Here is a 23,385-nt window from a genome sequence, read left to right as displayed (position 1 = left end):
CGTTAGGGAAAAGGGGGCAAGCAAACAAGCGACCCCCTTAAAGGAAATGCTGCCATGTCCGTGCCCGAACTCACCGCCGACGAAGCCGCCGAGCTGCTGAAGGCGCATCCCGAATGGAGCAGCGCGCGCGACGGCAAGGCGATCACGCGGACGTTCCAGTTCAAGGATTTCTCGGAGGCCTGGGGCTTCATGAGCCGCGTCGCCTTGCTGGCCGAGGCGCAGGATCACCACCCCGAATGGTTCAACGTCTACGCCAAGGTCGAAGTGACGCTGACCACGCATGATGCGGGAACAAGCGGCGGGCTGTCGCAGCGCGATGCCAAGCTGGCGCGCGCGATTGATGGATTGTTGGCATAGACCAAACCCGTTCGCCCTGAGCTTGTCGAAGGGCAGTCCTGCTTGTTCAGCCCAAGCAGCGAAGGGAAAAGCGGCCCTTCGACAGGCTCAGGGCGAACGGGACGGAAGTTTATCTGCCCAGCAAGCCCTGCCGCCCCGCGGCGCGCTGCTGCTTCCGCACCTTGCCCGGCAGCCAGCGCTTGGCGAAGGCGAGCTGGCGCGCGGTCTTGCCGACGAGATAGTGCAGCTCGTGCCCGTGGACCGCGTTCCACACCGCTTCCGCCACTTCCTCGACCGGCGTGATTTCCAGCCCTGCGGCGGTGACGCGGGTGCGGATGTTCTCGTTGGAGTTGCGGTTGCCGGTGCCGTCGAGCAGCGGCGTGTCGATGAAGCTCGGACAAATCGAGGCGACCGTGATCCCGTCCGGCGCCCATTCGGCATCGAGGCTTTCGGCAATCCCGCGCACCCCGAACTTGGTGGCGGAATAGACGCTCATCCCGCTCCCCCCGGTCAGCCCTGCGGCGCTGGCGATATTGATCAGCGCGCTGCCCGGCGCGCTTGCCTTGAGGTAGGGATAGACCGCCTGCGCCCCGTAGAGCACCCCGCGCAGATTGATGTCGAGACAGGCGTCGATCTCGTCTTTGGAAAGCTCGGCGAGCGGCCCGCCGGTGCCGATCCCGGCATTGTTGACCATCGCATCGATCCGGCCCCCGGCAGCGGCGGCGAAAGCGGCCAGCGCCTCGTCCCACGCTGCGCGATCGCGCACGTCGAGCCGGCCCGCCCACTTGGCGTCCCCTGCGATCAGCGAAAGCGTCTCGGCCATGCCAGCCTCATTGATGTCGGCGACACCTATGAACCAGCCTCGGCTCGCGAAGTGAAGCGCGGTGGCGCGCCCGATCCCGGAACCGCCGCCGGTGATGAAGATGCTGCGCTGTGTCATTCCGATCCCTCTCCGATTGCTCTTTGCAGGCTGTCCTAAAGCGCGCTGACAGGCTTGTCAGCAGACAGAATCGGGAGTGTGCCGTGGCGGATTGCGGGCGGATTGAAAGGCCAGCGAACGGCTGATGTTTGGGTGGAATGGGGACGCGATATAATTCCGTCATCCCAGCGAAAGCTGGGATCGCTGTCGGTCAGGGGATTTGCTCGAAAAGCTCGTCCCATTCAGAGTTGGTTTTTCGATGAATTCTGTATTCTGCGCCTCTATCGGCGTGAGGTAGCGCGCGTTCGAGAGCGATCCCAGCTTTCGCTGGGATGACGGTTATTTGCCCGCGCCAACGACCATGTGGGGGTCGGTTTGCGAATTTACGCTTTCGGCCAACACGCGGCCGAGGCCGCCATTCCCTCAATCCTCACCCGGCCGTTTTCCTACTCCCGCGCTGCCTGCTAATTCTGCGTGCGGCTCTTTTGGCATTGTGATCGGCGCGGCATCGGGGCCGCAATCGCGCGTGGGAAGGGTGCGTTTTCTTTCGCTAAGAAATTTGTCCGTCCGCTTGGAAAAGTCTGATCAACACTCTGTGATAAATAGGGAATAGCGCATGTTGGGAAAGTGACACGGTGTAACTTTTGTCCGCTTCACAGGCGCATCCGGCACCGCAATCCGGCGCATCAGGCGTGAGGGGCGGATGACGTCCTACAGCGCCGGGTTGGCGTAGAAATGCCACGTGAAGATCGCCATCGCTCCGCGCTGCGGCGACCAGGGCTCGGCCAGCGCGCGGGTGGCCTTTTCGCCCGGTCGCTCCTCCAGAACGAGCAGGCGCTTCACCCCTTCCTGCACCGCCAAATCGCCCGCGGGCCAGATGTCGGGGCGGCCTTCGGCAAACAAGAGGTAGATCTCCGCCGACCAGCGTCCGATGCCCTTGATCCGGGTGAGCAGTGCGATCGCTTCCTCGTCGTCCGCAGGCAGCCGGGCGAGGTCAAGCTCGCCCGAATGCGCCAGCTCGCACAGCGATCGCGCATAGCCCTGCTTCTGGCGCGAGAGGCCGCAGGCGCGCAGGGTGTCGAAATCGCGCGCGAGCAGCGCATCGGGCGTGAAACCGGCGCCCAGTTCCGCCTCCAGCTTGTTCCAGACCGAGGCCGCCGAGGCGACCGAGACCTGCTGGCCGATGATCGTGCGCAGCATCGTCGCAAAGCCCGGCTCGCGGATGCGCGCATCGGGATAGCCGACCCGCTCCAGCGCCCGCGCCAGCGCAGGTTCGCGCCCGGCGAGCGTATCGAGGTCTTCGCGCAATTGTCCGGCTGTCAGGCCCACTGCCACTTTCCTTATCTTGCCATGATCGGCAGACTGTCTTAGCAGCCCGGCAACGCTCTCACAGCGCTGCATCATGCGCCCAATAGCCGAAAAGGAACTTCGATCCATGCCCAGACTGGTCGTCACCAACCGCGAAGGCGAAACCAGCGAGATCGAGGTCGGCGAGGGCCTGACCGTGATGGAAGCGATCCGCGACAACGGCTTCGACGAGCTGCTGGCGCTGTGCGGCGGGTGCTGTTCCTGCGCGACCTGTCATGTGGTGGTCGATCCGGCCTTCGCCGACAAGCTGCCCAAGATGAGCGAGGACGAGGACGATCTACTGGAGTCCTCCGACCACCGCGTCGCGACCAGCCGGTTGTCGTGCCAGATCCCGCTGACCGGGGCGCTTGACGGGCTGCACGTCACGATCGCTCCCGAAGATTGATTGCGAGCGGGGCGGGGGGCAGTCCGGTGGACGCTGACCTCGCCCGCTTCCTGCGTGACGAGCTGGGCCATGCGCCCGAAGCCGGGGCGGGGCCGTGGATCGTTAGCGGCCCGGTGTGGCTGTGGCAGGGCAGCGACGGCGCGCCCGCCAAGGGCAGCTGGTATTTCCTGACCATCGACGGCGAGACGGCAGGCTCCATCCGTGCCAGCGCGGTCAACGCTGCGGCATGGGGATCGGTCTATGTCGAGGCCACCATCGGCGGCACCACGTGGCGCACCTCGCTGTTCCCCTCCAAGGCCCACGGCGGCTGGCTGCTACCGCTCAAGGCCGCTGTCAGGAAGGCCGAGAAAATCGCCGAAGGCTCCGTGGTCGAAGCGGTGCTGGCGCTGGCTTAGGGACTTCGCCGTTGCGGGTCGGGCTTCGAGCGCCTAATTCAGCGCGATGAACATCACCCGCCCCTTCGGCGATACGCTCGCCCTGATTGGCAATACCCCGCTTGTCCGTCTTGCCGGCCCCAGCGCCGCGGCGGGCTGCGACATCTACGGCAAGTGCGAGTTCGCCAACCCCGGCTCTTCGGTGAAGGACCGTGCGGCCTTGTGGATGATCCGCGATGCCGAGGCGCGCGGCGAATTGCAGCCCGGCGGCACGGTGATCGAGGGGACGGCGGGCAACACCGGCATCGGGATCGCGCTGGTCGCGAATGCGCTGGGTTACAAGACGATCATCGTCATGCCCGACAACCAGTCCAAGGAGAAGATGGACACGCTCCGGGCATTGGGCGCGCAGTTGGTGCTGGTGCCGCCGACGAAATATGCCGATCCCGGCCATTTCCAGCACGTCTCGCGCCGCATGGCCGAGGAGATGCCGGGGGCGGTCTGGGCCGGGCAGTTCGATAACGTCGCCAACCGCAAGGCCCATATCGAAGGCACCGCTCCGGAAATCTGGGAGCAGCTCGGTGGCCGGGTCGACGGTTTCACCTGCGCGGCGGGCACCGGCGGGACGATCGCGGGGGTGGGTCTCGGATTGAAGGCCTTCGACGAGAATGTCCGCATCGCGCTTACCGATCCGCACGGCGCGGCGCTGTACAACTACTACGCTCACGGCGAACTGAAGGCCGAAGGCTCCTCGGTGGCCGAGGGGATCGGGCAGGGGCGCATCACCGCCAATCTCGAAGGCGCGGTGATCGACACGCAATACCGCATCAGCGACGAGGAGGGCCTCGAATGGGTCGCCCGCCTGCTGCGCGAGGAGGGGCTGTGCCTCGGCCTGTCCTCGGGCATCAACGTCGCGGGTGCGGTGATGCTGGGCAAGGAATTGGTGGCCGAGGGGCGGGCCAATCCGCAGGTCGTCACCATCCTGTGCGACACCGGCTTCCGCTATCTCTCGACGCTCTACAACCCCGAATGGCTGGCGGCCAAGGGCCTGCCCGTGTTCGACTGGCTGGTGCCCGGAGAGGCGGCATGAGCCGCCTTTCGTGGCGCGAGCGGCTGGGGCGGATGAACCAGCGCAGCCTGTTCGGGCCGGGCAAGGCCGCGACCGCCGCTGCCGCCGCGCCCGAGACCGCGGGGCCGCTTGAAGATACCTCCAGCGCCGCCGAAACCCGCGCCGAGGCGATGCAGCGCCTGCAGGTCGGGCTGTTCGGGATCGGGGCGATGGTGCTGCTGGTGGGGCTGGCGAGCATCATCGGCGGGCAGGCGGACAAGAACGAGGTGCTCGCAGTGCCTGAAGCCGCGCCGACCACCGAGCCCGAGCCCAAGCCCGCGCAGGCCAATCCGCTCGCCGACGCAGGCGTCGTGCCCGACATCGCCGACGAGCCGAGCGCCGCCCCCACGCAGCCCGCGCCGATCGCGCCCGACAATGTTCAGCCCGCGCAGTAGCGCGCTGGCGGCACTGGCGCTCGCGCTGGCCGCAGCGACCGGCTGCAAGCCCGCGCCCGCTGCTCCGCCGCCCGCGTCCGAGGCGAGCCTGTCGCCCAACCCCGAACCGGCAGAGACGCTCGGGCTGATGAGCAGCCTGCCGCTCTATTGGCCGCTCGGCACCGGGATCGAAGCGCTTGCCGCCGGCAATGTCGCCGCGCCGTGGCAACGCGCCGCGCTGGAGCGGGGCTACCGCCTCGAACCGCTCGACACGCTTTCGCCGATCCCCGGCCTTGCGCCGGATGCGCCCGAGGTCGATCCGCTGGCGGGCCTGACGCGGCTGGCGGTGATCCAGCCGCGCGGGCTCTCGCCGCTCGACAATGTCGCGCTCGATGAATGGGTGCGCGCAGGCGGGCGTTTGCTGCTGGTGCTCGATCCGGCGCTGACCGGCGAATACGACATTCCGCTCGGCGATCCGCGCCGCCCCGCCGATACCGCGTTGATTCCGCCGGTGGTGGCGCGCTGGGGGATGGCGGTGCGGTTCGACGAGGCGCAGCAGGCCGCCGCCGGGGCACGCAGGCTCGGCACCGCCACGCTGCCGCTGGCGGTGGCGGGGGAGGTCGTGCTGGATAATCCGGCCGCCGCCGATTGCGAGGTCGTGGCCGAAGGCGCGGCGGCGCGTTGCCGGGTCGGTGCGGGCCACGTCACGCTGATCGCCGACGCCGCGGTGTTCGAGCATCCCGAACTGGCGGGGCCGAACGCCGACGTCCTGCTCGCCCTCGTGCGCGAGGCGCTGCGATGACCGGGCCGGGGAAATCACGGGCTGCGCGGGACTCGGATTCGGGCCAATCCGGGGAAAGCGCGGGATGGCCATGCTTTGTTCCGCAAAAATGGGCGTTTAGAGGACGGAGTGACCTCCGGACGATAACGCAAGGGAAGCGTCAAACATCATAATAAACAATGACTTCCCAAGTTTTCCCTAAATTTCCCTAGAAAATCCCTTCCATCCCCATGGGTTCCCCGATATTACCGGGGGCCATCAGACATGCCTGTATGTCTTGCGTCCGATTCACCGGGTCGGCGCACCGGCGGCGCTTGCGCGCTTGTCGGCCCGCGGAAGGCGTGTCCGGGGGAATTTCGAACGCGTGTTGTCGCGGTGGCCTTCGAAGGGGCCAGCCGCCGGGGATCAAGGGGAACGCAGGCCCGTGTCTGCATTTGTGGGATATAACGGCCAAGCTTACTCGCCCGCGGGCGAGAAGGGCCGGTTTGTGCTCCCGCCCGAGTTCCGCAAGGCCGTGAAGGAAAGCGGCGGCGGCAGCCGCACGCTGTGCCTCGCCGCGCATGGCAAGTTCGATTGCCTGATCGGTTTCGGCCTGTCGCGCATCGACCAGCTCCACACCCAGCTCGACCGCGAGGAGGACCGCGCCATCGCCCGCGGCGACGACGCCTTCGACCGCGACGTGCGCGCCGCCCAGCTGTTCGGCTTCTCGCAGCTGCCCTTCGACGATTCCGGCCGCTTCGTCATGCCCGATCACCTCAAGGAACTCGGCAAGGTCGAGGATGGGCTTTATTTCCAGGCGGCAGGCGATTTCTTCTTCGTCTGGGCGCCCGCCGAGCTCAAGCGCATGGGCCCCGAATGGAAGAGCGCGCAGGCGGCCTGCGAAAAGCTGATGGCCGGCGGCAAGAAGGGGGCGGCATGAGCGAGGCCCCGCACATTCCCGTGCTGCTGGACGAGGTGATCGCCGCGATCGCCCCGCGCCCCGGCATGACCATTGTCGATGCGACCTTCGGTGCGGGCGGCTACACCACCGCGCTGCTGGAGGCGGGCGCGCGCGTCCACGCCTTCGACCGCGATCCCGATGCCATCGCTGCCGGACAGGCGCTGGTCGCCCGCTTCGACGGTCGCCTCGCGCTGCACCCCGCGCGCTTTTCGGCAATGCGCGAGGAACTGGCCGCGATCGGTGTTGCCGAGGTCGATGCGGTGGTGATGGATATCGGCGTCTCCTCGATGCAGCTCGATCAGGGCGACCGGGGCTTTGCCTTCATGCATGACGGCCCGCTCGACATGCGCATGAGCCGGGATGGCGAGAGCGCGGCGGATTTCCTCAACACCGCCGACGAGGAAGCCATCGCCAACGTGCTCTACACCTATGGCGAGGAACGCCAGTCGCGCCGGGTGGCCCGCGCCATCGTCGCCGCGCGTCCGCTGGCGACCACCGGCGAGCTGGCCCGTGTGGTGCGCCGTGCGCTGGGCCACAAGCCCCACGACAAGAAGGATCCGGCGACCCGCACCTTTCAGGCGGTGCGCATTCACGTGAACGACGAGCTGGGCGAGCTTGAAGCCGGGCTGGCCGCAGCAGAGGCACTGCTGGCGCCCGAAGGCGTGCTGGCGGTGGTCAGCTTCCACAGCCTCGAAGACCGGATCGTGAAGCAGTTCCTGCGCACGGCGAGTGGCGCCGGGCGCGCGGTGTCGCGCCATCTGCCCGGGGAAATCCCGGGGCCGCCTCCTACCTTCGCGCAGCTTTCCAAGGCTATCCGCCCTTCCGAGGCCGAAATCGCCCGCAACCCCCGCGCCCGTTCATCCACCTTGCGCCATGCGATCCGCACCGGCGCCCCCGCCAGGAGCCAAGCTGCATGATGAACCGCTCTCAGGCCCGTTCGCTCGGCTGGGCCGCCGTGATGGCGGTCTGTGTCGCGCTGGTGGTGGTGCTCAGCTTCAAGGTGCATGCGGTGAAAAGCGAGGTGCTGCTCGCCGAGCGCCAGCTGATTTCGCTCCAGCGCGAGGCGCTGCTGCTCGAAACCGAGTTCCAGACCCGCGCCAGCCAGCGCCAGCTGGCCGAGTGGAACACGGTCGAATTCGGCTACCAGTCGCCGCGCGCCGGGCAGTTCCTCGAAGCCGAGCGCCAGCTGGCGAGCCTTGGTGAGCGGCTGGGCCCGGACGCGCCTGCGCCGATCCGTCTCGCCCGCGCGGAGGATGCCGCCCCCGGAGAGAGCGCGGCAGACGCTGCGCCGATGCGCTCGCCGGTCTCGGGCGCGAAGGTGACGCTCGCCTCGGCGGCGGATGCGGATGATGCGGGCACGGCCTTCACGCAGGCCTTCGGCGATTTCCTGATCGAAGCCTCCCCGATCCGTCCGGCGCGGGCCGAAACGCCGCGTCAGGCCGCCGCCGCTCTCGCCGGCGAGGCAGGCGAATGAACGCGCTCGCGGCCTCGCTCGCCGCGCGCACCGCCACTCCGGTCATCCCCGCCGCCCGCTTGCCGGGCATCGGCCAGCGGGCACAGGCGCTGCTGACCGCGCGGCTGCGGGCACTTTGGCTGCTCGCGGGCTTCGTGGGCATTGCGCTGATCGCACTGGTGCGGATCGGCTCGCTCGGGCTAGCGGCGCAGTCGCCCGCGCAGGCCAGCCTTGCAGACGCGCTGCTGCCCCCGCGCGGCGAGATCACCGATCGCAACGGCGCCCCGCTGGCGCGCGCCTTCCCCGCCTATGCGCTGCGGCTGAACCCTGCGGCGATGGGCGATTCCGGTTCGCCGCTGGTGCGCTCGCCTGCCGAGATCGCACGCGAGCTGAAGGCGATTTTCCCCGATATCGACGAAGCGCGCATGGCCCGCCGCCTCGCCTCGGGCAAGGCGGGCTACTTGCGCCGCCGCATCATGCCGGAAGAGGCCAACAAGGTCTTCGCGCTGGGCGAAATCGCGCTCGAAATCCCGCGCGAGACCGATCGCTTCTACCCGCAGGGCTCGCTGGCGGCTCACGTGCTGGGCTATGTCGCCGAGACGAAGGAGCGCACCGGCGGGCAGACCGGGATGGAGCGGGTGCTCAACGACCGGCTCACCGATCCGGCGGGACGCGCCAAGCCCGTGCCGCTGTCGATCGACGTGCGGGTGCAGGGCGCGCTCGAGGACGAATTGCGCCGCGGGATGCTGGCGACCAACGCGATCGGCGCGGCGGGCGTGGTGCTCGATGTCGATACGGGCGAAGTGATGGCATTGGCCTCGCTCCCCGATTTCGATCCCAATGCCGTGCCTCCGAGCGGTGCGCCCAACGAAACCAACCGCGTCACCGGCGCGGTCTATGAGCTGGGTTCGACCTTCAAGCCGCTGAGCGTCGCCGCCGCGATCGATGCGGGCGTGGTGCGCGATCTGGGCAAGGTGTGGGATGCCAGCCCCGTTTCGGTCGGCAGGCGCCAGATCCGCGACCTGCACTCGCACGGCAGTTCGATGAACGTGCCGCAGGCGCTGATCTATTCCTCCAACACCGTCACCGCGCGGGTCGGCGATGCGATGGGGGCCGAGCGGCTGCGCAAGACCATGATCGACCTCGGCATGGACAGCCGCCCCTTCATCGAACTGCCCGCGCGCGCCAAGCCGCTGTGGCCGGGCGACAACTGGAGCCGCGTCACCAACATGACGGTGAGCTTCGGCCACGGTGTCGCTGTCACCCCGCTGCACCTTGCCACGGGCTATGCGGCGATGGTGAACGGCGGGATCTGGCGGCCTTCGACCCTGCTGAAGCTCGATCCGGCGGATGTGCCGCGCGGGCGGCGGGTGTTCAAGGAATCGACCTCCTCGCGGATGCGCCAATTGCTGCGGATGATCTCGCTCTATGGCACCGGCAAGAGCGCCGATGCCCCCGGCTACCGCGTCGGCGGCAAGACGGGCTCGGCCGAAAAGGCGGGCGTGGGCGGCTACAAGAAGACCTCGCTGGTCTCCTCCTTCGCCGCCGCCTTCCCGATGGACGCGCCGCGCTATGTCGTGGTGGTGGTGGTCGACGAGCCCAAGGGCACCGTCGCCAGCAGCTTCCAGCGCACCGCCGCCTTCACCTCCGCGCCGATCGTCGGACGGCTGGTGCCGCGTATCGGCCCGATCCTCGGCGTGCAGCCCGACGAGACGCGCGACGTCGATATCTCGGATCTCAAATATCTGGTGGGCGACGCGAAATGAGGCTGGCCGATCTGCTGGCTCGCGCAGGGCTCGACACCGCAGGCGCGGGCGAGGGCGAGGTCACCGGCTTTGCCATCGACCACCGCAAGGTCGCCCCCGGAACCATCTTCGGCGCCTTCGAAGGCGCCACCGTCAATGGCGAGGACTTCATCCGCCCCGCCATCGCCGCGGGCGCGATTGCCGTCGTAGCCCGCCCTCAAGCCCGCGTCGAAGGTGCGCTGCACATTACCGACGTCACCCCCCGACGCGCCTTTGCGCACCTCGCCGCGGGCTTTTTTTCTCCCTACCCGGACACCGTCGTTGCGGTGACGGGCACCAACGGCAAGACCTCGACCGTCGAGATGACCCGCCAGATCTGGCGCATGGCGGGCGAGCGCGCGGCGAGCATCGGCACGCTGGGCGTGACCACGCCCGACGGTTCTGTCTCGACCGGGCTGACCACCCCCGACATCGTCACCTTCCTCGCCAATATGGCGGGCCTTGCGCGCGAGGGCGTCACCCACGTCGCCTATGAGGCTTCGAGCCACGGGCTCGACCAGTATCGCGGGGAGGGGCCAAGGGTTTCGGCGGCGGCCTTCACCAATTTCAGCCGCGATCACCTCGACTATCACGGCACAATGGAGGCCTATTTCGCGGCCAAGATGCGGCTTTTCACCGAAGTCGTCGCGCCGGGTAGCCCTGCGATCATCCATGACGCGGGCGACGGGTCGGAATGGACTGCGAGGGCGATCGCAGCCGCGTCGGAGCGGGGCCTCGACGTGCGCACGGTGGGCGAGGGCGGGACCTTCCTCAAGCTGATCGCGCGCGAACCCGGACAGTTGGGGCAGGTTCTTCAGATCGAACATGAAGGTGCGGTGCGGAAGGTCAACCTGCCGCTGATCGGCGCCTATCAGGCGGCCAATGCGCTGGTTTCGGCGGGGCTCGCGCTGGCGACCGGGGTTGCGGCTGCGGCGGTGTTCGACGCGCTCACCCGCTTGCAACCGGTGCGCGGGCGGTTGGAGCGGGCGGCGCTCAATCAGGCAGGTGCGCCGGCCTATGTCGATTATGCCCACACCCCCGACGCGCTGGAGGCCGCCATCGCCGCGCTGCGTCCGCATGTCGCGCCCGGCGGCAAGCTGATCGTGGTATTCGGCGCGGGCGGAGATCGCGACGCGGGCAAGCGGCCGCAAATGGGCGAAGTCGCCGCGCGCGCTGCCGATCTTGCCATCGTCACCGACGACAATCCCCGCGGCGAGGACCCGGCTGCAATCCGTGCCGCGATCATGGCAGGGGCGGGTAGCAACACCCGCGACATTGCCGGCCGCCGCGCCGCCATCGCTGCCGCAATTGGGGAAGCCGGGCCGCACGATATTGTGCTGATCGCCGGCAAGGGGCACGAGCAGGGTCAAATATTCGGGTCTGGAGAGAACATGCGGATCGAAGCTTTCGACGATGTCGAAGTCGCGCGCGAATGCGCCGGGGGGCAGTGCTGATGAATATGGCCGTAGCCCATCCGATGCTGCACCAATGGCCGGTTACGCCGCGCGACACGCTCCCGCTCGCGCTGTGGACCGCTGCCGGGATCGCCGAGGCCACCGGCGGCACCGCCAGCCACGACTTTCAGGCCTCGGGCGTGGAGATGGACTCGCGCGACGTGAAGCCGGGGGACGTCTTCGTCGCGCTCAAGGGCGAGGCGATGGATGGTCACAAGTTCATCTCCCAGGCCTTTGAAAAGGGCGCGGTTGCCGCGATCGTCGACCGTCCGGTGGATTACCCCCACGTGCTGGTCGCCGACACAACGCAGGCGCTCCGCGCGCTCGCCCATGCCGCGCGCGACCGGGCCGTCGACGCCGTGCGGATCGCGATCACCGGATCGGTCGGCAAGACGGGTGTGAAGGAGGCGATCTTCGCCTGCCTCGACCGCGCCAGCCGCGGCGCGGCGCATCGGAGCGTGCGCAGCTACAACAATCATGTCGGCGTGCCGCTCAGCCTCGCCCGGATGCCCGCGCGCAGCAAATTCGGCGTGTTCGAGATGGGGATGAACCACGCGGGCGAAATCGCGCCGCTTGCCGCCCATGCGCGCCCCCACGTGGCGCTGATCACCACCATCGCGCCCGCGCATATCGAGAACCTCGGCAGCCTCGAGGCGATTGCCGACGAGAAAGCGCAGATCTTCACCGGCCTTGTGCCCGGCGGGGTCGCGATAATTCCCGCGGACAGCGAATGGGCCGAGCGGATGATCGGTCACGCCCGCGCCTGCGGGGCCCATGTCGTGACCTTCGGGCGCGCCAAGGGTGCCGATGTACGCCTGCTAGATGCCATCCCGGCGGCGGGTGGTGGCTCGCTCGTCACCGCCGATCTCGGCGACCGGCGCATCTGCTACACAGTCGCCGAACCCGGCGAGCACTGGATCGTCAATTCGCTGGGCGTCATGGCCGCCGTGCGCGCGGCGGGCGGCGATCTGGCGAGTGCGGGCCTGGCGCTGGCCGAAATGGGCGGGCTCAAGGGCCGCGGCGCGCGCCACACGCTCACCGTGCCAGGCGGAACCGCATTGCTGATCGACGAAAGCTACAACGCCAACCCCGCCTCGATGCGCGCGACGCTCAAGGCGCTGAGCCAGACGCCTGCCACCCGCCGCATTGCGGTGCTGGGCAGCATGAAGGAATTGGGCGACTTTTCCGACCGCTTCCACCGCCAACTGGCCGAGCCGCTGGCCGAGGCGGGCGTCACCCACGCCATTCTGGTCGGTGAGGAGATGCGCACGCTGGCGGAGGAGTTGGGGAAAGCCGCTGCGGCCCCGCTTGGCAAGCCTGCCACCTTCGCCCATTGCGAGGGGCCTGCCGAGGCCATCGTGCTGCTCGGGCAATTCGGCCTCGCTGACGGGGATGCGGTGCTGGTCAAGGGGTCCAATTCGGTGGGCCTTGGACGGCTGGTGTCGCACTATACCGAGAATGCCCGCACCTGATCCGCCCCGGCAGGCGAAAAGGCCGGGCCAAAGGACGACTGAATGCTCTATCTTCTTGCCGAGTGGCTGGGCTTCGAAGGCATCCTCAATCTGGTGCGCTACCAGAGCTTCCGTGCGGGCGCGACGCTGATGACCGCACTGGTGATCGGGCTGCTGATCGGCCCGCGCTTCATCAACCTGTTGCGCGTGCGGCAGGGCAAGGGCCAGCCGATCCGGCTGGACGGCCCGCAATCGCACCTCGCCAAGCGCGGCACGCCGACGATGGGCGGATTGCTGATCCTCACCGCGCTGACCGTGTCGATGCTGCTGTGGATGGACCTGTCTAGCCCCTTTGTCTGGGCCTGCATGGCAGTGACGATCGGCTTCGGAATCATCGGCTTCCTCGACGATTATGACAAGGTTTCCAAGAACAGCCACGCGGGTGTCCCGGCGCGGGTTAGGCTGGCGGGCGAGTTTCTGGTGGCGGGCATCGCCAGCTGGCTGATCGTCAGCCAGATCAACACCAATCTCTACCTGCCCTTCCTCACCGGCGTGAGCATTCCGCTGGGCCCGGCCTATTACGTCTTCGCCGCCTTCGTGATCGTGGGGGCGGGCAACGCGGTGAACCTGACCGACGGGCTCGATGGTCTTGCGATCATGCCGGTGATCATCGCGGCGGGCACCTTCGCGATCATCGCCTATCTGGTCGGCCGCGCGGATTTCTCCGACTATCTCGGCATCCCCCACGTCCCCGGCGCGGGCGAACTGGCGATCTTCTGCGCGGCGATCATGGGCGCGGGGCTCGCCTTCCTGTGGTTCAACGCGCCGCCTGCCGCGGTGTTCATGGGCGACACCGGCTCGCTGGCTTTGGGCGGTGCATTGGGCGCGATCGCGGTTGCCTCGCACCATGAGGTCGTTCTCGGTATCGTCGGCGGGCTGTTCGTGCTCGAGGCGGTCAGCGTGATCGTGCAGGTGTTCTGGTTCAAGCGCACCGGTAAGCGCGTCTTCAAGATGGCGCCGATCCACCACCACTTCGAACAGCTCGGCTGGAGCGAGAGCAAGGTCGTGATCCGCTTCTGGATCATCGCCATCGTGCTCGCGCTGATCGGGCTGTCGACGCTGAAGCTGCGATAGGGAAGGGCGGCGCGCGCGTGATCACCTCCCCCGCCTTTGCCGGAAAACGCTACGCGGTGCTCGGCCTCGCGCGCTCGGGCGCGGCGGCGGCCGAGGCCTTGCTGGCGAGCGGCGCGGAGGTGATCGCCTGGGACCGGCAGCCCCACGCGCGCGAGCCGTTCGAGGGGCGCTGCCGGATGATCGACCCGCTGGAGCTCGATCTCACCGGCTTTGCGGGCGTGGTGGTCTCGCCCGGCGTGCCGCTCAATTCGCACCCCATCGGCCCGCACGTGTGGCAATATGGCCTGCCCGTGATCGGCGATATCGAACTGTTCGCGATGGCGCGCGACGCGCTGCCGCAGCACAAGGTGGTCGGGATCACCGGCACCAACGGCAAGTCCACCACAACCGCGCTGGTGCATCACATCCTGCAGACGGCGGGTGTGCCCACCGTGATGGGCGGCAATATCGGCGATCCGGTTCTCGGGCAGGAACCGCTGCCCGACGGCGGCGTCTATGTGCTGGAGCTGTCGAGCTTCCAGATCGATCTCACCTTCACGCTCGATTGTGATGTTGCGGCGCTGACCAACATCACGCCCGATCATCTCGATCGCTATGCCAGCTTTGCCGCTTATGCCGCTTCCAAGGAGCGGCTGTTCCAGATGCAGCACACCGGCACGGCGCTGATCTGTGTCGAGGACGAGCAGACGATCGCGATTGCCGAGGGGCTGGAAACCTCGGGCAAGCTGCTGGTGCGGGTTAAGACCGGCGATCTCGCTGCGGCCGGGCTGGCCGAGGGGCGCTCGCCCTCGCTCGCCGGGCCGCACAATGCCCAGAACGCCGCCGTCGCGGTGGCGATCTGCCGCCAGCTTGGCCTTGCCGATGCGCAGATTGCCGAGGGGCTCGCCTCCTATCGCGGGCTGCCGCACCGGATGGAGCGCGTGTGCGACGCGGGCGGGGTGATCTACATCAACGACAGCAAGGCAACCAACGCCGCATCCGCCGCCCCGGCGCTCGCGGCCTTTCCGCCCGATCCTGACGTGAACGGCGGCGCGCCCCGGATTCACTGGATCGTCGGCGGATTGCCCAAGGAAGACGGGCTGGGCGCCTGCGCCGACCATCTCGGCAATGTCGCGGCGGCCTATACCGTGGGTGAGGCAGGGCCGATGTTTGCCGACCTGCTCGAAGGGCAGGTCAGGGTCGAGCGCTGCGAGCTGATCAGCGAAGCCGTCCGCCGCGCCGCCGAAGCTGCGCGTCCCGGTGACGTCGTGCTGCTCAGCCCGGCCTGCGCCTCTTACGACCAGTTCCGCGACTACGAGAAGCGCGGGCACCACTTCAGCCAGATGGTGCGCGCGATCACCGGCTGCGACGCTGGCCCGGACGAGGCCGGTCGGAGCATCCTGCCATGACCGCCTCGGCCTATTCCTCGCCCGCGCGCGGCCCCGGTGGCTATCTGCCGCCCGCACCGATCCAGCGCCGCTGGCGCGATGCGGTGCGCATCTGGTGGCGCGAGATCGACAAGGTGCTGCTGCTGCTGATCGCGTTGCTGATGGCCTTAGGCACCATCGCGGTCGCCGCCGCCTCGCCCGCCAGCGCCGACCAGCTTTCGACCAGCAAGGTCACGCTCGACGAGTTCATGTTCTTCAAGCGGCACATCGTCTTTCAGCTGATGGGCCTGTCGCTGATGATCGGGCTCAGTTTCCTCAGCCGCGATTCCGCGCGGCGGCTGGGCATCGTCGTGGGCGCCTTGATGCTGGCGCTGCTGTTCGTGGTGCCCTTCATCGGCGAGGAAAAGAACGGCGCGCGGCGCTGGATCAATGTCGGCATGAGCCTGCAGCCGTCGGAATTCCTCAAGCCCGGCTTCGCGATCATCTGCGCCTGGATCCTCAGCTGGCGGCTGCGCGATCCGGGGCTGCCGGTGCTGTGGTATGTCACCGGCCTCACCGGCCTCATCGCCGGGCTGCTGATGCTGCAACCCAATCTGGGCGAGGCGATTTTGTTCGGCGGGATCTGGCTGGTGCTGGTGCTGCTGGCGGGGATGCCGTGGCAGCGCCTCGCCGCACTGGGCGGTGTCGCCGTAAGCGGGCTGGTGCTGGCCTATCTGTTCTACGACAATGCCCGCCACCGGATCGACGGCTTTCTGGGCGGTGGCACCGCCTTCGATCAGGTCGACCTCGCGCAGCGCACGATCACCGCTGGCGGCTGGACGGGCACCGGCCTGTGGCTCGGCATCCGCAAGATGAACCTGCCAGAGGCGCATACCGATTACATCTTCTCGGTGATCGGCGAGGAATTCGGCCTGCTGACCTGCGCGCTGGTGGTGCTGCTCTATTGCGCGCTGGTGCTGCGCGCGCTGCTGCGACTGGTGGGGGAGGACAATCTCTTCGCCCTGCTGGCGGCGGCGGGCCTCATCACCCAGTTCGGCGGACAGGCCTTCATCAATATCCTCGTCAACCTCAAGCTATTCCCGTCGAAGGGGATGACCCTGCCGCTGATTTCCTACGGTGGCTCATCGACACTGGCGGTGTGCTTCACGCTTGGGCTATTGCTGGCGATCACCCGGCGCAACCCGTTTCTCGCCCGCGAAGGCGGGGGACTGCGCGAACTGATCGAACGCAAGGACACGCCCGCATGAGCAGCGAGACCTCCACCCCCTTGCCCGCAGGCGCATCGCGCCACTACGTGCTGGCCGCCGGCGGCACCGGCGGGCACCTGATCCCCGCCTTCGCGCTGGCGGCAGAGCTGCACGCGCGCGGCCACCATGTCGCACTGATCACCGACGATCGCGGCGCGGCGATCCCCGGCAAGCCCGATTTCCTCACCGCGCACGTCCTGCCTGCCGGGCGGTTCGGCAAGAACCCGCTCGGCTGGCCCAAGGGGGTGAGCGCGGTGCTGGAAGGCCGGGCAATGGCGCTGCGCCTGTTCGAAAGCTTTGCGCCTTCCGCCATCGTCGGCTTCGGTGGCTACCCCGCGCTCCCCGCGCTGCTCGCCGCGACTGCGGTCAAGCTGCCGAGCATCGTCCACGAACAGAACGCCGTGCTGGGCCGGGTCAATCGCCTGCTGGCGGGCCGGGTCAACGCGATCGCGACCTCATACGAACAGGTCGAGCGGTTGAAGCCCAAGCACGCCGGCAAAGTCCATCTGGTCGGCAATCCGGTGCGCGCCGAGGTGCTGGGCTTGCGCGCGTCGGACTTCCCCGCCTTTACCGAGGAGAGCCTGCTGCGCATCCTCGTCACCGGCGGCAGTCAGGGCGCGCGTGTCCTGTCCGAGGTGGTGCCCGATGGCCTCGCCATGCTCCCGCCCGCACTGCGCCAGCGGCTGCAAGTGACCCAGCAATGCCGCGCCGAGGATCTCGAAGCGGTGCGCGAACGCTATGCCAGCCATGACATTCCCGCCGAACTCGGCACCTATTTCGAGGATATGCACGAACGTCTGGCGGGCGCGCACCTGTTCATCGGCCGCGCGGGCGCTTCGACCATCGCGGAATTGACTGCCGTGGGCCGCCCGGCGATCCTCGTGCCGCTGCCGATTGCGACCGACGATCATCAGGCGGTCAACACCCGCGAGATGGTGAAGGCGGGCGGCGCGCGGATGATCCGGCAGGACGCCTTCCAGCCCAAGGAACTCGCCAAGCAGATTCAGGCGATGGCGATGAACCCCGGCAGTCTCGCCAATGCGGCGCATTGCGCCTTCAACTGCGGTCGGCCCGATGCGGCGAAGGATCTGGCCGATCTGGTCGAGAGCATGAGCGGCGTCGATCTGATGGACGTGATCCGCGTGGATGCGACCTCGCCTGCCGAAAAGCTGCGCGCCCGCGCCTCGACCGGGACGGCGCGCAAGGCCGCGAAGGAAAGCTCGGACTCATGAAAGGCGTCGGCACCGATATCGGCATCATCCACTTCGTCGGCATCGGCGGGATCGGCATGTCCGGCATCGCCGAGGTGATGCGCAATCTCGGCTATCAGGTGCAGGGCTCAGACATCGCCGAGGGGCCGAGTGTCGAGAGACTGCGCGCGCGCGGGATCACCGTGCATATCGGGCACAAGGCCGAGAATGTCGAAGGCGTCGCCGTCGTCGTCACCTCCACCGCCGTGCGCCGCACCAATCCCGAAGTCGCCGCCGCACTCGAAGCGCGCATCCCCGTGGTGCGCCGCGCCGAGATGCTCGCCGAGCTGATGCGCCTCAAATCCACCGTCGCGGTGGCGGGCACGCATGGCAAGACCACCACCACCTCGATGATCGCGACGCTGCTCGATGCGGGCGGGATCGACCCGACGGTGATCAACGGCGGGATTATCGAGCAGTACGGCTCCAACGCACGCCTCGGCGATTCCGACTGGATGGTGGTCGAAGCCGACGAGAGCGACGGCTCTTTCCTGCGCTTGGACGGCACCATCGCGGTGGTCACCAATATCGACCCAGAACATCTCGATCACTACGGCGATTTCGACGGGGTGAAGCGGGCTTTCGTGGAGTTCATCCACAACGTCCCCTTCTACGGCGCGGCGGTGCTGTGCATCGACCACCCGGAAGTGCAGGCGGTGATCGGACAGGTGCGCGATCGCAAGGTCGTGACATACGGCTTCTCGCTCCAGGCCGATATCTGCGGGGTCAACATCCGCAGCGACAAGGGCGGCAACAGCTTCGATGTGATCGTGCGCCAGCGGGGTCTCGAGGACCGCCGGATCGAGGGCGTGCATCTGCCGATGCCGGGCCGCCACAATGTCCAGAACGCGCTCGCCGCGATTGCGGTCAGCATCGAGATGGGCTGTTCGGACGAAGTGATCCGCACCGGCTTTGCCCGCTTCGGCGGGGTGCGGCGGCGGTTCACCCGGGTCGGCTCTGTCGACCTGACGGGCGGCGCGGTCACCGTGATCGACGACTACGCCCACCACCCGGTCGAAATCCGCGCCGTGCTGGCGGCGGCGCGCGAGGCGGTTGCCGATGGCGGGCGCGTGATCGCCGTCGCCCAGCCGCACCGCTATTCGCGCCTCAACGACCTGATGGACGCCTTCCAATCCTGCTTCGACGATGCCGACATCGCTTATGTCGCCCCGGTCTACCCGGCGGGCGAGGAGCCTTTGCCGGGTGTCGACCATGCCGCACTGGTCGCCGGGATGAAGGCGCGCGGGCACCGCGCCGCGCGCGAGATTGCCGGGCCCGAAGCCCTGGCCGAGGTGCTGGCCGAGGAGATCGCCCCTGGCGACATGGTGGTCTGCCTCGGTGCGGGCGACATCACCAGGTGGGCGGCAGGTCTCGCGCCCGCGATCACCGCCCGCCGGAGCGCTGCGGCATGAACCAGCCCGGCGACAGCTACCACTTCGACGACGGCTCGGCCCCGACCTGCGCGGTCGAGGGCGCGGTGTCCTCGCCCGTGCCGCTGGAGGGCATTCGCGGCAAGCTCACCTGCAAGGCCCCGCTTGCGCCCTATACCTGGTTCAAGACCGGCGGCCCGGCGGACTGGCTGTTCGAGCCGGCCGACATGGACGACCTCAAGACCTTCCTCGAACGGCTCGGCGGGGAGGTGCCGGTCATGGCGCTGGGCCTCGGCTCGAACATGATCGTGCGTGACGGCGGCGTGCCCGGCGTGGTGGTGCGGCTCGGCAAGAGCTTCGCCAAGGTCGAGCACACCGGAGAGCTGGAACTCACCTGCGGCGGCGGGGCGAGCGGCATTCTGGTCGCCTCGACAGCGCGCGACCTCGGCATCGCGGGGCTCGAGTTCCTGCGCGGAATCCCCGGAACGGTGGGCGGCTTCGTGCGCATGAACGGCGGCGCCTATGGCCGCGAGGTGGCCGACGTGCTGCTCGACTGCGCGGTGATCCTGCATGACGGCAGCTTCATCACGCTGAATGCCGAGGAGCTCGACTACTCCTACCGCCACTCGGCCCTGCCCGAGGGCGCGATCGTGGTCTCGGCGCGGTTCCGTGGGCATCCGGGCGAGCCTGCCGCGATCGGCGCGGAAATGGACCGCATCGCCGCCGCGCGCGAAGCCTCGCAACCCTTGCGCACCAAGACCGGCGGTTCGACCTTCAAGAACCCCGAAGGCCACAAGGCGTGGGAACTGGTCGACCGCGCCGGGTGCCGCGGCCTTACCCTTGGCGGCGCGCAGGTCAGCGAGAAGCACACCAACTTCCTCATCAACACAGGCAACGCCACCAGCGCCGACATCGAAGGGCTGGGCGAAATGGTGCGCGACAAGGTCTATGCCGCAACCGGCGTGAGCCTCGAATGGGAAATTCAACGGGTGGGACGGCCGTGAGCCTTGATACGAAACTCCACGTCGCTGTCCTGATGGGCGGTTGGGCGAACGAACGCCCCGTCTCGCTGACCAGCGGCGCGGGCGTGGCCGATGCGCTCGAGAGCAAGGGGCACCGCGTCACCCGCATCGACATGGGCCGAGATGTGGCTCTCAAGCTGCATGAAGCCAAGCCCGATGTCGTCTTCAACGCGCTCCACGGCGTACCGGGGGAGGACGGGACGGTACAAGGGATGCTCGACCTGATGGGCCTGCCCTATACCCACTCCGGCCTCGCCACCTCGGTGATCGCGATCGACAAGCAGCTGACCAAGCAGGCGCTGGTGCCGCATGGCATCCCCATGCCCGGCGGGCGGATCGTGACGCGCGATGAGCTCTACCAGCGCGACCCGCTGCCGCGGCCCTATGTGCTGAAGCCCGTCAACGAAGGCTCCTCGGTCGGCGTCGCCATTGTCACCGCAGACAGCAACGTGGGTAACCCGATCAGCCCCGACGCGCGCGGGCCGTGGCAGGAATTCGCCGAACTCTTGGCCGAACCCTTCATCAAGGGCCGCGAACTCACCGCCGCGGTGCTCGATGGCCCCGACGGCCCGCGCGCGCTGGGTGTCACCGAACTGGTGGTCGCGAGCGGCTTTTACGACTTCGAGAACAAGTACACCGCCGGACGCACCGAGCACATTTTTCCCGCGAAACTCCCGCCTGAAATCACCGCCCTGTGCGAACAATATGCCGTGAAGGCGCATCAGGTCTTGGGCTGCCGCGGCACCAGCCGCACCGATTTCCGCTGGGACGAGGAAGCGGGCGAGGACGGGCTGTTCGTGCTCGAAACCAACACCCAGCCGGGGATGACGCCCTTGAGCCTCGTGCCCGAACAGGCGGCGGGTCGGGGCATTCCCTATGCCGATCTGGTCGAAATGCTGGTAGCCGAGGCGCTGAGGGTTCACGCGGGGAAGCAAAAGGGAGGCGCGCATGGCACAGCAGATCCGGCGTAACGGCACCACCGGCGTGCGCCGCGCCGCCAAGGCGCAGAGCCGCGCGGTCACTGCGCGCAAGGCGGGGCGCTCGGCCAGCGGGATCATCGACCGGGCGATGGGCGTGCTGCCTTTCACCGAGGAGCAGTGGAGCCGCATTTGGCTCGCCATGATCATCGGCACCGGGGTGGGCGTCGCCTTCGTGATCGCCAGCCTTGCCGGGGTGCCAGCGCTGGCGCAGGCGCAGGTCGCCGCGATCGCCGCCGATGCCGGGTTCGAGGTCCGCCACGTGCGCGTTACCGGCACCAACCGCATGGACGAACAGCAGGTCTATGCCCGCGCGCTCGCCAGCCGCAATCAGGCCATGCCCGATGTCGATGTCGAGAAGCTGCGCGCCGAATTGCAGTCGCTGCCCTGGGTCAAGGACGCGCGCGTCTCGATCCAGCTGCCGCACACGCTCGCCATCGACATCGTCGAGCGGGAGCCGCACGCCGTGCTGGAAAAGGCCGACCGGCTGGTGCTGATCGACCCCTCGGGCGTGGAGCTGGAGCCGATCGCTGCCGACCGCGCCAAGGGGATGCTGCATCTCGCCGGGCCGGGGGCGGCCAAGCAGGCGCGCGCGCTGGAAACGCTGCTCGCCGCCGCGCCCGCGCTGGCCCCCAAGGTCGAGGCCGCCGAATGGGTCGGCAACCGCCGCTGGAACCTCACCTTCACCACCGGGCAATTGCTCGCGCTGCCCGAAGGCGAAGTCGCCGCGGCAAGCGCGCTGGTCAAGTTCGCGCGGCTGGACGGCCAGAACCGCCTCTTGGGCGGCAAGGTGCTGGCCTTCGACATGCGCACCCCGCCGCGGCTCTATATGCGCCTGCCCGAAGCGGTCGGCGCGAAGAATGCCGCCAGCGACAAGGGGGAGACGACCTGATGGCCAGCCGCGCCGCCGCCCGGCGCCTTGCGCGCACCTTTGCCGCGGTCAATGTCGGGAGCTTCCGCATCTCCGCGATGATCATGGGTGAGACCGAGACCGGCGAATTGCAGGTGCTCGGCTCCGGGCATCGTGCGAGCGCGGGGATCAAGCGCGGCTATGTCACCGACATGGGCGCCGCCGCCCATGCGATCCGCGACGCGGTGGAGCGCGCGGAAAAGAGCGCGGGCACCCCGGTGCGCTCGGTCTGGATCGCCTGTGCCGGGGCGGGGCTCGCCAGCCATGTGGTCGCGGTCGATATCGAGATCGGCGGGCGGCGGATCGAGGACGAGGATGTCGAGCAATTGCTGATCCAGGCGCAGGACATGATCCAGCCCGATGGCCGCAAGGTGCTGCACGCCCAGCCGGCGCACTACACGCTCGACGGCGCGCACGGCATCGCCAATCCGCGCGGGCTTCATGCCGAGCGGTTGGGCGTCGATATCCACGTGATGCTGGCCGATGGCGCGCCGGTGCGCAATCTCACCGAGGCGGTGCAGAACGCGCATCTCGAGGTCGAGGGCGTCGTCGCCGCGCCGCTGGCCGCGGGCCATGCCTGCCTCTCGCCCGAAGAGCGCGAACTGGGCGTCGCGCTGGTCGAGATCGGGGCTGAGATCACCAATGTCGCGGTGTTTGCCGGCGGGATGCTGCTGGGCCTGCACGCGGTGCCGATGGGCTCTGCCGACATTACCGACGCGATCGCATCGAGCTTCGGCATCCGCCGCTCGCAGGCCGAACGGCTGAAATGCGTCGCGGGCTCGGCGATTGCCAGCCCGGCGGACAACCGCGAGCTGATCCCCGTCAACGGCCCGGCCGAAGCGGGGAGCGAGGCGGGCGAGACCGGCGCGCCGGTCGGCCCGCTGGCGCGCGGGGCGGACGACAAGAACCGCATCGTGCGCGCCGAACTGATCGCGGTGGTCACCCAGCAATTGTCGGTGCTCACCGGCGAGATCGGCAAGGCGCTGAAAGGCATGGGCTTTGCCGGCCCGCGGGCCGGGCAGGTGGTGCTGACCGGCGGCGGGGCGGAGCTGGCCGGGATGGCGGATTTTATGCAGGGCGCATTGGGCCAGCCAGTGCGGCTCGGCCGCCCGCCGCAGTTGACCGGGATGCCCGAGGCGCACCACGCGCCCGGCTTTGCCACGCTGGCGGGCCTGTGCCTCTATGCCGCCGAAGACCCGGTCGATATCCGTGCGGTCGGGGCCGGACGCGGCGGGGCGACCTTCGCCTTCACCCGCGAGACCGGTGTCTGGGCGCTGCTGGCGCGGCTGCTGCGCGCGGTGAAGGAGTATTTCTGACCACGCCGAAGCCCTTTAAGCAGGGTCTTGCTCACATTCCGGCAAGCTTGCACTGTGGATAAGGG

Annotated in this window: 23 protein-coding genes; 21 read left to right on the top strand and 2 right to left on the bottom strand. The window is 68.3% G+C overall.

Translation table 11 applies throughout. The features are described 5' to 3' along the window. Positions 1 to 54 precede the first annotated feature (54 nt). Entirely contained in the window at positions 55 to 357 is a 303-nt protein-coding gene (locus E2E27_RS15645; protein WP_141460702.1) for a 4a-hydroxytetrahydrobiopterin dehydratase, read from the top strand. Positions 358 to 466: 109 nt separating this feature from the next. Here the strand turns inward: E2E27_RS15645 and E2E27_RS15640 are convergent, their stop codons facing one another. Together E2E27_RS15640 and E2E27_RS15635 are read right to left on the bottom strand one after the other, a co-directional pair. Then, complete coding sequence (locus E2E27_RS15640) at positions 467 to 1,276, bottom strand: SDR family oxidoreductase (RefSeq protein ID WP_141460700.1); 810 nt, start codon at positions 1,274 to 1,276, stop codon at positions 467 to 469. A gap of 690 nt (positions 1,277 to 1,966) precedes the next feature. Then, on the bottom strand, positions 1,967 to 2,584 hold the full coding sequence (locus tag E2E27_RS15635; RefSeq protein WP_141460698.1) for a DNA-3-methyladenine glycosylase family protein: 618 nt from the start codon (positions 2,582 to 2,584) through the stop codon (positions 1,967 to 1,969). Between the two features lie 106 nt (positions 2,585 to 2,690). On the opposite strand from E2E27_RS15635, the gene E2E27_RS15630 reads away from it, so the two are divergent. The 20 genes from E2E27_RS15630 (at position 2,691) to ftsA (ending at position 23,320) form a co-directional block, all read left to right on the top strand. Further along, entirely contained in the window at positions 2,691 to 3,008 is a 318-nt protein-coding gene (locus E2E27_RS15630) for a 2Fe-2S iron-sulfur cluster-binding protein (RefSeq protein ID WP_141460696.1), read from the top strand. Between the two features lie 26 nt (positions 3,009 to 3,034). After that, positions 3,035 to 3,403, top strand: a complete 369-nt coding sequence (locus E2E27_RS15625) for a DUF1905 domain-containing protein (protein WP_141460694.1) — start codon at positions 3,035 to 3,037, stop codon at positions 3,401 to 3,403. Positions 3,404 to 3,449: 46 nt separating this feature from the next. Continuing rightward, entirely contained in the window at positions 3,450 to 4,472 is a 1,023-nt protein-coding gene (locus E2E27_RS15620) for a cysteine synthase A (RefSeq protein WP_141460692.1), read from the top strand. Then, entirely contained in the window at positions 4,469 to 4,885 is a 417-nt protein-coding gene (locus E2E27_RS15615) for a hypothetical protein (RefSeq protein WP_141460690.1), read from the top strand. The genes E2E27_RS15620 and E2E27_RS15615 overlap by 4 nt, the downstream gene beginning before the upstream one ends. Next, positions 4,866 to 5,666, top strand: coding sequence for a motility-associated ABC transporter substrate-binding family protein (locus E2E27_RS15610; protein WP_141460688.1), 801 nt, complete (start codon positions 4,866 to 4,868; stop codon positions 5,664 to 5,666). The genes E2E27_RS15615 and E2E27_RS15610 overlap by 20 nt, the downstream gene beginning before the upstream one ends. A gap of 403 nt (positions 5,667 to 6,069) precedes the next feature. Then, positions 6,070 to 6,564 carry a division/cell wall cluster transcriptional repressor MraZ gene (locus E2E27_RS15605; RefSeq protein WP_234036086.1) on the top strand — a complete coding sequence of 165 codons (495 nt, stop codon included), beginning with the start codon at positions 6,070 to 6,072 and terminating at the stop codon, positions 6,562 to 6,564. After that, positions 6,561 to 7,502, top strand: a complete 942-nt coding sequence (rsmH, locus tag E2E27_RS15600; protein ID WP_141460686.1) for a 16S rRNA (cytosine(1402)-N(4))-methyltransferase RsmH — start codon at positions 6,561 to 6,563, stop codon at positions 7,500 to 7,502. The genes E2E27_RS15605 and rsmH overlap by 4 nt, the downstream gene beginning before the upstream one ends. Further along, entirely contained in the window at positions 7,499 to 8,059 is a 561-nt protein-coding gene (locus E2E27_RS15595) for a hypothetical protein (protein WP_141460684.1), read from the top strand. Before rsmH ends, E2E27_RS15595 begins: the two co-directional genes overlap by 4 nt. Further along, complete coding sequence (locus E2E27_RS15590) at positions 8,056 to 9,804, top strand: peptidoglycan D,D-transpeptidase FtsI family protein (RefSeq protein ID WP_141460682.1); 1,749 nt, start codon at positions 8,056 to 8,058, stop codon at positions 9,802 to 9,804. Before E2E27_RS15595 ends, E2E27_RS15590 begins: the two co-directional genes overlap by 4 nt. Next, on the top strand, positions 9,801 to 11,276 hold the full coding sequence (locus E2E27_RS15585) for a UDP-N-acetylmuramoyl-L-alanyl-D-glutamate--2,6-diaminopimelate ligase (RefSeq protein ID WP_141460680.1): 1,476 nt from the start codon (positions 9,801 to 9,803) through the stop codon (positions 11,274 to 11,276). Before E2E27_RS15590 ends, E2E27_RS15585 begins: the two co-directional genes overlap by 4 nt. Then, positions 11,276 to 12,748, top strand: coding sequence for a UDP-N-acetylmuramoyl-tripeptide--D-alanyl-D-alanine ligase (locus tag E2E27_RS15580; RefSeq protein ID WP_141460678.1), 1,473 nt, complete (start codon positions 11,276 to 11,278; stop codon positions 12,746 to 12,748). Before E2E27_RS15585 ends, E2E27_RS15580 begins: the two co-directional genes overlap by 1 nt. A 42-nt stretch (positions 12,749 to 12,790) precedes the next feature. After that, positions 12,791 to 13,861: a phospho-N-acetylmuramoyl-pentapeptide-transferase gene (gene mraY / locus E2E27_RS15575; RefSeq protein ID WP_141460676.1), complete on the top strand. Its 1,071-nt coding sequence runs from the start codon at positions 12,791 to 12,793 to the stop codon at positions 13,859 to 13,861. Between the two features lie 17 nt (positions 13,862 to 13,878). Next, on the top strand, positions 13,879 to 15,249 hold the full coding sequence (murD, locus tag E2E27_RS15570; protein WP_141460674.1) for a UDP-N-acetylmuramoyl-L-alanine--D-glutamate ligase: 1,371 nt from the start codon (positions 13,879 to 13,881) through the stop codon (positions 15,247 to 15,249). Then, positions 15,246 to 16,475: an FtsW/RodA/SpoVE family cell cycle protein gene (locus E2E27_RS15565; protein WP_141460672.1), complete on the top strand. Its 1,230-nt coding sequence runs from the start codon at positions 15,246 to 15,248 to the stop codon at positions 16,473 to 16,475. The genes murD and E2E27_RS15565 overlap by 4 nt, the downstream gene beginning before the upstream one ends. Then, complete coding sequence (murG, locus tag E2E27_RS15560) at positions 16,472 to 17,707, top strand: undecaprenyldiphospho-muramoylpentapeptide beta-N-acetylglucosaminyltransferase (protein WP_141460670.1); 1,236 nt, start codon at positions 16,472 to 16,474, stop codon at positions 17,705 to 17,707. Before E2E27_RS15565 ends, murG begins: the two co-directional genes overlap by 4 nt. After that, complete coding sequence (gene murC, locus E2E27_RS15555) at positions 17,704 to 19,137, top strand: UDP-N-acetylmuramate--L-alanine ligase (protein WP_141460668.1); 1,434 nt, start codon at positions 17,704 to 17,706, stop codon at positions 19,135 to 19,137. Before murG ends, murC begins: the two co-directional genes overlap by 4 nt. Next, positions 19,134 to 20,099, top strand: a complete 966-nt coding sequence (murB, locus tag E2E27_RS15550; protein ID WP_234036085.1) for a UDP-N-acetylmuramate dehydrogenase — start codon at positions 19,134 to 19,136, stop codon at positions 20,097 to 20,099. Before murC ends, murB begins: the two co-directional genes overlap by 4 nt. After that, positions 20,096 to 21,088 carry a D-alanine--D-alanine ligase gene (locus E2E27_RS15545; protein WP_141460666.1) on the top strand — a complete coding sequence of 331 codons (993 nt, stop codon included), beginning with the start codon at positions 20,096 to 20,098 and terminating at the stop codon, positions 21,086 to 21,088. Before murB ends, E2E27_RS15545 begins: the two co-directional genes overlap by 4 nt. Beyond that, complete coding sequence (locus E2E27_RS15540; protein WP_141460664.1) at positions 21,066 to 21,986, top strand: cell division protein FtsQ/DivIB; 921 nt, start codon at positions 21,066 to 21,068, stop codon at positions 21,984 to 21,986. Before E2E27_RS15545 ends, E2E27_RS15540 begins: the two co-directional genes overlap by 23 nt. Next, positions 21,986 to 23,320, top strand: coding sequence for a cell division protein FtsA (gene ftsA / locus E2E27_RS15535; protein ID WP_141460662.1), 1,335 nt, complete (start codon positions 21,986 to 21,988; stop codon positions 23,318 to 23,320). Before E2E27_RS15540 ends, ftsA begins: the two co-directional genes overlap by 1 nt. Positions 23,321 to 23,385: the final 65 nt, after the last annotated feature.

It is taken from the genome of Porphyrobacter sp. YT40 (assembly GCF_006542605.1).
In the GTDB taxonomy this organism is placed as follows: domain Bacteria; phylum Pseudomonadota; class Alphaproteobacteria; order Sphingomonadales; family Sphingomonadaceae; genus Erythrobacter.
Note: the sequence above shows the minus strand (reverse complement) of the source record. Positions and strands in the feature narration are given on the sequence as shown.

What these genes read in the sequence shown, in the direction of transcription:
- murC (WP_141460668.1), top strand. Translation starts at nt 17,704, where the DNA reads ATGAAAGGCGTCGGCACCGATATCGGCATCATCCACTTCGTCGGCATC.
- E2E27_RS15565 (WP_141460672.1), top strand. Translation starts at nt 15,246, where the DNA reads ATGACCGCCTCGGCCTATTCCTCGCCCGCGCGCGGCCCCGGTGGCTAT.
- E2E27_RS15595 (WP_141460684.1), top strand. Translation starts at nt 7,499, where the DNA reads ATGATGAACCGCTCTCAGGCCCGTTCGCTCGGCTGGGCCGCCGTGATG.
- E2E27_RS15645 (WP_141460702.1), top strand. Translation starts at nt 55, where the DNA reads ATGTCCGTGCCCGAACTCACCGCCGACGAAGCCGCCGAGCTGCTGAAG.
- murB (WP_234036085.1), top strand. Translation starts at nt 19,134, where the DNA reads ATGAACCAGCCCGGCGACAGCTACCACTTCGACGACGGCTCGGCCCCG.
- E2E27_RS15630 (WP_141460696.1), top strand. Translation starts at nt 2,691, where the DNA reads ATGCCCAGACTGGTCGTCACCAACCGCGAAGGCGAAACCAGCGAGATC.
- mraY (WP_141460676.1), top strand. Translation starts at nt 12,791, where the DNA reads ATGCTCTATCTTCTTGCCGAGTGGCTGGGCTTCGAAGGCATCCTCAAT.
- E2E27_RS15540 (WP_141460664.1), top strand. Translation starts at nt 21,066, where the DNA reads ATGGCACAGCAGATCCGGCGTAACGGCACCACCGGCGTGCGCCGCGCC.
- E2E27_RS15620 (WP_141460692.1), top strand. Translation starts at nt 3,450, where the DNA reads ATGAACATCACCCGCCCCTTCGGCGATACGCTCGCCCTGATTGGCAAT.
- E2E27_RS15585 (WP_141460680.1), top strand. Translation starts at nt 9,801, where the DNA reads ATGAGGCTGGCCGATCTGCTGGCTCGCGCAGGGCTCGACACCGCAGGC.
- E2E27_RS15580 (WP_141460678.1), top strand. Translation starts at nt 11,276, where the DNA reads ATGAATATGGCCGTAGCCCATCCGATGCTGCACCAATGGCCGGTTACG.
- ftsA (WP_141460662.1), top strand. Translation starts at nt 21,986, where the DNA reads ATGGCCAGCCGCGCCGCCGCCCGGCGCCTTGCGCGCACCTTTGCCGCG.
- E2E27_RS15610 (WP_141460688.1), top strand. Translation starts at nt 4,866, where the DNA reads ATGTTCAGCCCGCGCAGTAGCGCGCTGGCGGCACTGGCGCTCGCGCTG.
- murG (WP_141460670.1), top strand. Translation starts at nt 16,472, where the DNA reads ATGAGCAGCGAGACCTCCACCCCCTTGCCCGCAGGCGCATCGCGCCAC.
- E2E27_RS15640 (WP_141460700.1), bottom strand. Translation starts at nt 1,276, where the DNA reads ATGACACAGCGCAGCATCTTCATCACCGGCGGCGGTTCCGGGATCGGG.
- E2E27_RS15615 (WP_141460690.1), top strand. Translation starts at nt 4,469, where the DNA reads ATGAGCCGCCTTTCGTGGCGCGAGCGGCTGGGGCGGATGAACCAGCGC.
- rsmH (WP_141460686.1), top strand. Translation starts at nt 6,561, where the DNA reads ATGAGCGAGGCCCCGCACATTCCCGTGCTGCTGGACGAGGTGATCGCC.
- E2E27_RS15590 (WP_141460682.1), top strand. Translation starts at nt 8,056, where the DNA reads ATGAACGCGCTCGCGGCCTCGCTCGCCGCGCGCACCGCCACTCCGGTC.